Here is a 9,648-nt window from a genome sequence, read left to right on the forward strand (position 1 = left end):
ATGGGAATTTTTGATTCCGTCAAATCAATGCTCGGCGGCAGCGGCAAGTCCACTGGCGGCAAAATCGACTTGAAGGAACGCTTCGCGCTCGAACGCACCGCGGTGACGGGCACGATGGCAAAATTCTTTGCCGCAAAGGACCTTCACAATGGCGGTAAGGTTGTCGGCGTCAAAGTACTCGACCCGGAAAAGGTCGAAGCTTTCGAATCTCGGTTCAGGCACCTAAAGAAGCCATCCGAGGGTGAAATTGCGATGAAGATGCACCATCGCAATATCGTCGAAACCTACGAAGTCGGCGTCTCCACGACCGGTAACCCTGTGTTGATCATGGAGTACATCGCTGGCCCCAGCATGCAGAACATCATCGTCAAGAAGCAGGAAGAGCACGTCGAAGGACGACGCCTCGCGCTGATCAAGTCGATGGCAGAAGCACTCCGCTATGTTCACGCGATGGAGTTCATTCATCGTGACATCTGCCCACGAAACTTCATCCTGACGCCCGATCGTGACGACGTCAAATTGATCGACTTTGGGCTAACCGTGCCAGCACTGCCGCCCTACATGGCACCAGGAAACCGTACCGGCACGCCTTTGTACATGTCACCGGAAATCGTGCGCCGCCGGGCGACCGACAAACGAGTTGACCTGTTTTCACTCGGGGTCACCTATTACTGCTTGATCGCATTTTGCCATCCCTGGCAGGGTGACGAAGTGACCGGCCGGGCGGCCTTGCATCACGACACCTCGCCTCCGATTCCGCTGGCAAAGGCCTGTCCTAACGTGAACCCCAGCTTGGCTCGTTCGATCATGCAGATGATTGAACCCAAAGTTGATGACCGCACCCCAACCATCGAACACTTCATCCAAGGCCTCGGCCGCATCAAAGAAGTGTATGTTGATGGTGCCGCCAGTCCGGCAATTTGATCGTCGGATCTCTCTTGCAAATCGTGTGTTAATACACATACTCCTGCGCGGTACGCTGTACCGACTGTTTTCTTTTTGCACAACGTTTTGAGGCAATAGCGCATTGAAGACAATTGCTCAACCGACTTGGTCCCTTGAAGATGCCGCCGAAGAATACGGGATCGACCGATGGGGCGATGGGTACTTTTCGATTTCGTCACGTGGCACGGTCAGCGTGACCCCCGATCGAAATCCCAACAACGCGATTGATCTAGAAACGATTGTCGACCGGCTCTGCCAACGTGGTCTGCAATTGCCGATTTTGATTCGTTTCAACGGAATCCTCCGTGATCGGCTTCATCATCTCGATGACTGTTTCAAAAAAGCGATCGAGGAAAACGGCTATCAGAACCGTTATCGCTGCGTGTTCCCGATCAAAGTCAACCAGCAACGCGAAGTTGTGCAGCAGATCATCGCCGAGGGCTCCAAACTGGGCTTCGGTATCGAAGCGGGCAGTAAGCCTGAACTGGTCGCCGCGATCGCGATGAGCGACATCAACGTGCCGCTGGTCTGCAACGGATTCAAAGACGAAGAATACATGCGGTTGGCGCTCAGCGCTCAAAAACTGGGACGAAAGGTCTTCCCCGTTATCGAAAAGGCCACCGAAGTCGAATTGGCACTACGAATCGGCGAAGAAATCGGCGTCCGCCCGACATTGGGAATGCGAGTCAAACTTGCGACCCGTGGCTCCGGTCGTTGGCAAGCGAGTGGCGGCTACCGAAGTAAATTTGGCCTCACCGTTGCAGAGATCCTGGCTCAACTGGACCGGCTGATCAAAGAGGACAAGGCGGACTGCTTGCAACTGCTGCACTTCCATGTCGGCAGCCAGATTGGCAACATTCGTCAGCTCAAATCGGCAATCCTGGAAGCCGCACGGATTTACGTCGACCTAAAGCGACGCGGTGCCGCGATGGGCTACCTGGACGTCGGCGGCGGTCTGGGGGTCGACTACGACGGCAGCCGCAGCGATTCCGAATCGAGTATGAACTACACGGTTCAGGAATACGCCAACGACGTCGTCTATCACATCCAAACCGTCTGTGACGAAGCCAACATCGAACACCCGCAACTGATCAGCGAAAGCGGTCGTGCGATCACGGCACAACACAGCGTCCTGGTGATGGAAACGCTGGGCGTCACACGTCAAGGCAACACAGACCTGCCTGCATGGGCTACGACTAACGACGATTCGCAATCCCCAGCCGGACCACCGGAAGAGTTCGAACAACCGGTTCACGATTTGTGGGACGCGTACAACAACCTGACTGCCGTCAACATGCGGGAGATGTTCCATGACTCGCAGGTCGCGCTCGACTTGTGCATGAACCTCTTCAGCGGTGGGTACCTGCCACTGGAACAGCGGGTCGCAGCGGAAACGATGTACTTCGCGCTTTGCCATCGCATTCGTGAACTGATTCAAGACGGAAGCGAATGCCCCGGCGAACTGTCCAACCTCGACCGAATGTTGTCCGACATTTATTTCGTCAACTTTTCGCTCTTCCAATCGATGCCTGACTCCTGGGCGATCGGTCAGCAATTTCCAATCATGCCGATCCATCGTTTGGAAGAACGGCCGTCCCGGCATGCCGTCCTTGGTGACATCACTTGCGATAGCGACGGCAAAGTTGACTCGTTCGTATGCGGCAAAGGACGTACTAAAACGCTGATGCTGCATCCCTTCGAAGGCCAAGATAAACCGTATCGTCTTGGTGTCTTTGCGGTCGGAGCCTACCAAGAAATCCTCGGTGACCTTCACAACTTGTTCGGCGATACGCACGCGGTGCATGTCGAATGCAACAATGGCGTTGCCAAGGTTCGATCGATTGTCAAAGGCGACACCGTGAGCGAAGTTTTGAGCTATGTTCAATACGAAGTTCGCGAATTGGTCGAGAACATCCAGGATGCTGTCGAAGAAAGCATCATCGCCAATAGGATTGATCACGAACAAGCTGGCGAAATAGTTGAACTGTTTGAATCAGCATTGCGCGGCTACACCTACCTGACCGGCGGAAAGAAATCGCCAGTCCGTGACGACGCTATCCTGGAAGGCGATTCGGTAAACCTCGCCACATCCAACGGTTTTTCATCGCCGCCGGACAAAAACGGTTCGGCCGAAAACTGATGCGGCAGGCACCGGCACAACGTCGGTGGGAAGCTGGCTTTGCAAACGCTACTGAGCGATCATGAATGAGTAAATTTCCTGTTCCAACCGCTAGCCGACGCGCACTTCGCGCCGGTAGCCGACTCGGTAAATACCGGTTGGAAAAGCGAATCGGCCAAGGCGGGTTCGCTGACGTTTACTCTGCAATGGACACGCTACTGGGTGTAAAGGTTGCTCTGAAGATCCCTAGCGCCCAATGGGTGACTGATGACCTGGTAGATGAGTTTCGCCGCGAAGTCCGCCTGTCACTGCGGCTGGAACACCCATCGATCCTGCCCATTCGCGATGCAAGCTTTATCGATGGCTACCTTGTCGTCGTAACGCCGCTCGCAGAACGCACGCTGGACGACCGCCTCAAGAAACGACTGCGATTCGAAACAGCGTTCGAATACACCTCGCAGCTTCTCGACGCGGTCGCCTTCGCCCATCACGAAGGTGTGATCCACTGTGATATCAAACCGGAAAACATCTTTCTGTTCGCCGATGACACGCTCCGACTTGGTGACTTCGGTATCGCCAAGGTTGCGCAAAAGACGATCAACGGTTCAGGCACCGGTACGCTGGGCTACATGGCACCAGAACAGGCAATGGGAAAACCGTCGCGGCGAAGTGACGTCTTCTCGATCGGATTGATTGTTTACAGGATGTTTTCAGGGAAGTGGCCGGAGTATCCGTTCACCTGGCCGCTGCCAAACGCCGCCACCCTCCGCAGGCGTGTCCATCGCGATGTAATCGATATTATCCGAAAATCTCTCAATGTCGCACCGCGCGATAGGTACGCTGATGCCGGGAAAATGGCCGAGGCTTGGGAGAAATCCCGTCTGAAAGCGTTTCGGTATATCAACCGCCAGCGTGCCAAGACGTAAAATGGCGGGATGTCCACGCTAGTTGAAAATGCGAAGTTCTACCGCGAAAGTCACATGGATCAGCCCGATCTGATCGATGTGGCTAACGGTCATGTCGTTGCTTTTTCAAAAACTTGCCCGGGAAAAACAGAACCCAACGACGACAGTGCGTTGATGCTAACCCTGTCGGCCAATCGTTTCGTCATGGCTGTCGCTGACGGCGTCGGTGGAGCACCTCTCGGCTACAAAGCTTCCGCGATCGCGATGGAATGCCTTGCCGAATCACTGACCGCCTGCGGCGATAGTGCTGACCTTCGTCCGGCCATTCTGGACGCGATCGAAAACGCCAATGCCGAGATACTGGATCTGGGCACCGGATCGGCCACCACTTTATCGGTCGTCGAAGTCTCCGACCGTGTTGCCCGTGGCTATCAGGTCGGCGACTCCATGACGCTGGTCGTTGGTGGACGCGGGGCGATCAAATGGAAATCCAATTCACACTCGCCTGTCGGCTACGCCATCCAATCGGGCCTGATCGACGAAGAGGATGCGATGTACCATGACGAACGCCACTTGGTCTCGAACCTTGTCGGTTCCCGTGAGATGCACATCGAAATCGGTCCCGCGATCGCCCTGTCCGCTCGTGACACGATCGTCGTTGGTAGCGATGGGTTGTTCGATAACCTGCACGTCAGTGAAATCGTTGATCGTTGTCGAATCGGCCGCCCTGTCGATCGCATGAAATCGCTGGTCGAACTGGCAACCGATCGTATGCATGGTGACGATGACCGCCTGCCGGGCAAGTTCGACGATCTCACGATCATGTTGCTGACGCCTTAGATCGATAACCGACGCGGTCAGCCGACGCTCCGATCACATCCCGGCGACCAGACGACGAAGCTGTGGCAGAAACATTCGCAACGCACGACTGCGATGGCTTAGCGCTCGCTTGACGGTCAAGTCAAGCTCGGCGAATGTCTTGTGGTACTCGACAATCTCAAATAGCGGGTCGTAACCAAAGCCACCTGATCCCGAGGCTTCGGTCCTGATCCGTCCGCCACAGGTTCCTCCGGCGGTGATCTTCACATTTCCTTCGGGGTCCGAAAGACAGATCTCACAGTGGTACCGTGCCGTCCGTCTTTCCTCAGGCACACCGTCCAGTTCCGCTAGAAGCTTTCGATTATTCGCTTCATCGTCACCATGAGTTCCCGCATAGCGTGCCGAATAAACGCCTGGCTCGCCTCCCAACGCGTCAACAGCCAAACCGCTGTCTTCAGCAAGCACCCATCGACCCAAGTGCTTTGCTTGTTCCACTGCCTTTAGAGCGGCGTTTTCCTTGAACGTCGTCCCCGTTTCATCAACGTCGATTGATTCGGGGATTTCAGCAAGGGAATGCAACGAATAGTGCTCCGGGGGAAGCATCAATTTCAGCTCCACCAATTTCTTCTGGTTGTTGGTACCGAGCACTAAATCAAACATTTGATGTCCTGAAAGAGAAGGCCTGTGACTGTTGGGATATCGTCCTCTGACACATCAGACCGGACTATGACGCGTCAACGTTCTTTGCCAGCGCGTAGATCTCCGTCGCATTGAGAACCCGATCATTGGATTCGAACAGTGATCGGATGGCGGCTTTGTGTGTTTTCATTTTCAACCCGCCCACGCCGATCGCACCATAAGCCACCGCGTCGCCACCTTCGATGGACTTTGCCTTGTCGAACGCCTCGATGCCTTCCAAGCCAGCCGGTGGGACGGCATTCAAATCGATCGCGACCCGCAGCTTGTCCGCCGCGGCAAGATCGGCCTTGGAAGCCAACTGCACGCCGGCCGCTCCGCAGGCAATCACGATTTCTGCATCTCGAATCACGCGACTGGTCTGCTCCGGCGTCGCCACTGAAGCGGGAACCAAGTTTCCCGGTGCATCGATGTTGTCGTCTTCGAGCTGTTTCGCGATCTGCTGGCAGACCGATGCGGCGCGATCCAGCGAACGGCTCGTGACGGTGACATTTGCCCCGTCACCGGCCAACAGCCTTGCAACCCGCTGTCCAACAGGCCCTGTGCCTCCAAGAACGACCGCCTGGGCTGACTTCAGTTCGATATGACGACTTGCACAAACGACCGCCGCTGCAGCAGTTGTGTTGCATCCGTTCGCGTCCATCATCACAGAAACCCGCACAGGCCCAAAGAACGTATCTGTCACGCAGCGCAAAAGCGTTTCGGCAACGGAAACATCTGATCCGCCGATGAAGATAGCCGTGTTCTTCAGCTCGTCGGGTCCGCGAGTGAACATTGTCCCATGGACCAAAGGTTCGATACTGGTCGCCTGAACGTTCGCCACGGGCACAAGATGATCAATATCTGAATCGATTGCCACGACCGAATCGAATGAACTGAAATGCGGATCGCTATCGAACTGAAACAGGATGCGTTTGGTCATGAAAATGCTTTGAACCGCGAACCAAAGGGAGGACGCCAGTAGATGGACAATCGCGAAGACGCGTGGCGCGAAAGAATGCGTCGTCGAGAGATTCAAATTGCAGACAGATCATCATGTCCATCTGATTCCCGTGCCGACCCGGCAGGCTGACTTCAGTTGTCGCGCTGCTTCTGGACAGCTGCGAAACGGTTAACGCTGCTTTAATCGAAACAGCGACCGCCAGTGATTCGCCACAGTGAAGGGAAACACGTTGGCATACGTAACGTCAACGATGAAGCAGAACGTGGATTCAGTGTCAGCCACAAAATGGCGACTGACACTGACCATCCGACGTTAACTTAGAAGTTACCCTTGAATGGGTGAGCCGCCGAGTCTTTCTTGGCGATCATTTCTTCTGCGGTTGGCTTGCCGCCCATGGCGTTGGCAACCGATTGCTTGACAGCTTCGTAGTTGTAGTTGTAGATCTTTTCGTCGTCGTCAGCTTCAGGGTGGATGAAGACGCCGCAAACGCAGACCATGTCTTCCGCTTGGTCAGCAGGGATGACACCCTCAGCAACCGAGTCAGCGATCGCTTTCGCAACAGCCGCTTGTGCAGGGCCGAACATTTGAACGACTTGCTTCATGCCCTTCAAAGTGACTTTCGTGATCATCACAGTCGAAGGCTTCACAGCAACGTTGGGCTCCAAAACGGCCAACAGGTTGGTGTGACCTTCGCTTTGGGTGCTCAACGCGTTTGCAAACGCAACACCAACAGGACCATCTTTGCTGCCCAACATCAAGTCGATGTGTGCGACTTCGTTGCCATCGCCCACCAGGGCTTCACCAATGTAAAACTTCATTTCAACGACCTAATCCAATTAAGAATCTGATTCGGAAGACCGGTGGGGATGCACGAATCCGTTACCCCGCAAGCGGCCCGGGGAGGATCTTGGGTGGACCGTTTTCGGCGCTTGGGGTGGGTCTGGACGGGAGAAAAGCTAACAAACCGACACGCCCATGCAAACACCCCAGGACAACTTGCGCGACCCTAATTACGGTGATCCCCGAAGGCGACTGGTCTTGATCGGGCCGTCCGTTCGCGCCGCGGCTGAATCTGCCCGTTTGGCAGGTTTTTTGCCGATCGGAATCGACGATTTTGGCGACCAGGACACCCAAACCGCTTGCATTTCCTGGTTCCCTCTGGATCAGCTTCGCAGTCAGATGATGGCAGGACACGCCGCCGAATTGACCGGGACATCGCGCCTTCGCATTGTGGGGGGATTGGCTGGCGGATATGACTGGTTGGCCCCCGTCGCTAATCGTATCGAAGGTCCGCCGCTGCAAGCGTTTCGCGACTCCACTTCTCCATTCGTCCTGGCCGAATTGGCGCAAGCCGCCTCGGTGGATTTCCCATCGGTTCGCCATGACTACGCTGGGCCAAACGGCTGGCTGATCAAATCGAGCATTTCCTCGGGTGGTTTGGGCGTCCGGACTGCGATTGCCAACGAACCTGTCCCCAAGGGGTGCTTTGCTCAGGAACGGATCAGCGGAAAAGTTTGCGGTGCGACACTGATTGCTAATGGCAACGATGCAAAACTCCTGGGTGCTTGCCGGTTGCTGCGCAAACGGTTTCCCGACCGGCCATTCGTATTCGCCGGTGCGATCGGCCCCGTTCCCATCTCGGCATCGGTCCAGTCGCAACTGGCCGCTGTCGCTGAACAATGGCTGAAGCGATACCCAATGTCCGGTCCGCTAAATATCGACTTTGTTTGCGATCGCGCTGGGCGATCAATCACTCTGCTGGAGATCAACCCACGCTATAGCGCATCAATGGAGCTGATTGAACGCTCCTGGACCGCAGCAACCGGAATAGATGTCTCAGTATTCGAACCGCCAGAACATTGGTTCCGCCGGCCCCGACCGGTGGCACTTCGTTCATATCTGAAACGGATCGTGTTTACAAAGTCAGCGTGTCGAATTTCACCAAGTGACTTCGATCAATCGGGCAGACTGGCGCCGCAAACAGTTGCCCCGGCGCTGAAGGAATTTCAGTGGAAAGACATTCCGGCAAAGACATCCAACGTCCCTGCGTCTTGCCCACTGGCAACCATGATTGTCCCTTTCGAACGAGATCGCCTATCACAGTCGATTCGGTGTAGGGCATCAGTCTAAGACAGCGACTTAAGACATCGCTTTGACTTCTTCATTGGACATCGTCGGAAAGTATTCATCGACGACGCGATGAAACTCTTCGGCCGTATTCACATGGGCCACGTGTGTCCGAAAATGCCTTGCTCCGTGTTTCCCTTGTGCATAGCAACAAGCAAACTTTCGCATCAGCACGGTGCCTTTCTCTTCACCGAAGCGATCAACAACGAGGTTGTAGTGCCGCAACATACAATCGCGTTGTTCGGGCAATGTCGGATCTGGGGGGATCGGATCGCCACGAAGCGCCGCAGCCGCCTGGGCAAATAACCAGGGACGCCCTAGACAGGCTCGCGCGATCATGACACCGTCGACGTCGTAGGTCTTGAATGCGTGAACGACCTTTTCGGCGGAATCCAAATCGCCGTTTCCGATCAAAGGGATGTTTCGCAAATGACCTTTGATCTCACTGATCCGGTCCCAATCCGCATGCCCGCGAAACATGTCTTTGGCGGTTCGCCCATGAACCGTTAGCGCGGCAGCACCAGCTTCTTCGACAACTTTCGCAACTTCGTTGCAATTGATCTGTTCGGGGCTGCAGCCCAGACGGATCTTCGCGGTCACTGGTGTCGGTGCACAAGCCTCGACGAGCTTCGAAATGATCTCGAACATTCGCATCGGCGTCCGCAGTAGATAACTTCCGCTATGCGCTTTCTCGGTGACTTGGCGAACAGGGCAGCCGAAATTGATATCGACAACGCTGACCCGATACTCCTCCACCAATCGGCGCCCAACCTTTGCCATCGTTTCGGGATCATTATCCCAAATTTGAACCGCAAGTGGACGTGCTTCTTCGGCAACGCCCCACAATCGGTCGGGGTGCTCCTCGGCATGCTCGTCCATCCAAGCGAACCCCCGAGCGTTGACCATTTCGGTAGCAATCAATCCTGTGCCACCGTAGTCGCGAACCATCTGCCGAAACGCGGCATTGGTAAAACCCGCCATTGGCGCCTGCAGAATAGGCGGGTCAATGACAAGATCGCCAATCTTGAAAGCCGGAGGAGGAAATGGACGCGACATGGATCTTCGTTCGTTGGGCAGTTTTTTCTTCACACAGC

At 55.3% G+C, this 9,648-nt stretch carries 9 protein-coding genes; 5 read left to right on the plus strand and 4 right to left on the minus strand.

Annotated features, from left to right (window positions below):
* The 4 genes from LOC67_RS06730 to LOC67_RS06745 all read left to right on the plus strand — a co-directional run bounded on the left by LOC67_RS06730 (window position 1) and on the right by LOC67_RS06745 (window position 4,809).
* Window positions 1-924: a serine/threonine protein kinase gene (locus tag LOC67_RS06730; protein ID WP_230261764.1), complete on the plus strand. Its 924-nt coding sequence runs from the start codon at window positions 1-3 to the stop codon at window positions 922-924.
* A gap of 103 nt (window positions 925-1,027) precedes the next feature.
* Window positions 1,028-3,085, plus strand: a complete 2,058-nt coding sequence (speA, locus tag LOC67_RS06735) for a biosynthetic arginine decarboxylase (protein WP_230261765.1) — start codon at window positions 1,028-1,030, stop codon at window positions 3,083-3,085.
* A 65-nt stretch (window positions 3,086-3,150) separates the two neighbouring features.
* Window positions 3,151-3,990 (plus strand): serine/threonine-protein kinase, encoded by an 840-nt coding sequence (locus tag LOC67_RS06740; RefSeq protein ID WP_230261766.1) that lies wholly within the window; start codon window positions 3,151-3,153, stop codon window positions 3,988-3,990.
* Window positions 3,991-3,999: 9 nt separating this feature from the next.
* On the plus strand, window positions 4,000-4,809 hold the full coding sequence (locus tag LOC67_RS06745) for a PP2C family protein-serine/threonine phosphatase (RefSeq protein ID WP_230261767.1): 810 nt from the start codon (window positions 4,000-4,002) through the stop codon (window positions 4,807-4,809).
* Between the two features lie 33 nt (window positions 4,810-4,842).
* Here LOC67_RS06745 and rdgB read toward each other — a convergent pair whose 3' ends face one another.
* The 3 genes from rdgB to fae form a co-directional block, all read right to left on the minus strand.
* The gene (rdgB, locus tag LOC67_RS06750; protein WP_230261768.1) at window positions 4,843-5,448 is read right to left on the minus strand and encodes an RdgB/HAM1 family non-canonical purine NTP pyrophosphatase; all 606 of its coding nucleotides are present in this window, start codon (window positions 5,446-5,448) and stop codon (window positions 4,843-4,845) included.
* A gap of 64 nt (window positions 5,449-5,512) precedes the next feature.
* On the minus strand, window positions 5,513-6,406 hold the full coding sequence (locus tag LOC67_RS06755) for an NADP-dependent methylenetetrahydromethanopterin/methylenetetrahydrofolate dehydrogenase (RefSeq protein ID WP_230261769.1): 894 nt from the start codon (window positions 6,404-6,406) through the stop codon (window positions 5,513-5,515).
* Window positions 6,407-6,744: 338 nt separating this feature from the next.
* Window positions 6,745-7,245: a formaldehyde-activating enzyme gene (gene fae, locus LOC67_RS06760; RefSeq protein ID WP_230261770.1), complete on the minus strand. Its 501-nt coding sequence runs from the start codon at window positions 7,243-7,245 to the stop codon at window positions 6,745-6,747.
* A gap of 157 nt (window positions 7,246-7,402) precedes the next feature.
* Between fae and LOC67_RS06765 the strand changes: the two genes are divergently transcribed.
* Window positions 7,403-8,557 (plus strand): ATP-grasp domain-containing protein, encoded by a 1,155-nt coding sequence (locus LOC67_RS06765; protein WP_230261771.1) that lies wholly within the window; start codon window positions 7,403-7,405, stop codon window positions 8,555-8,557.
* A 9-nt stretch (window positions 8,558-8,566) separates the two neighbouring features.
* On the opposite strand, the gene dusB is transcribed toward LOC67_RS06765, so the two are convergent.
* Window positions 8,567-9,610, minus strand: coding sequence for a tRNA dihydrouridine synthase DusB (dusB, locus tag LOC67_RS06770; protein ID WP_230261772.1), 1,044 nt, complete (start codon window positions 9,608-9,610; stop codon window positions 8,567-8,569).
* Between the last annotated feature and the right edge of the window lie 38 nt (window positions 9,611-9,648).

It is taken from the genome of Stieleria sp. JC731 (genome assembly GCF_020966635.1).
In the GTDB taxonomy this organism is placed as follows: Bacteria; Planctomycetota; Planctomycetia; order Pirellulales; family Pirellulaceae; genus Stieleria.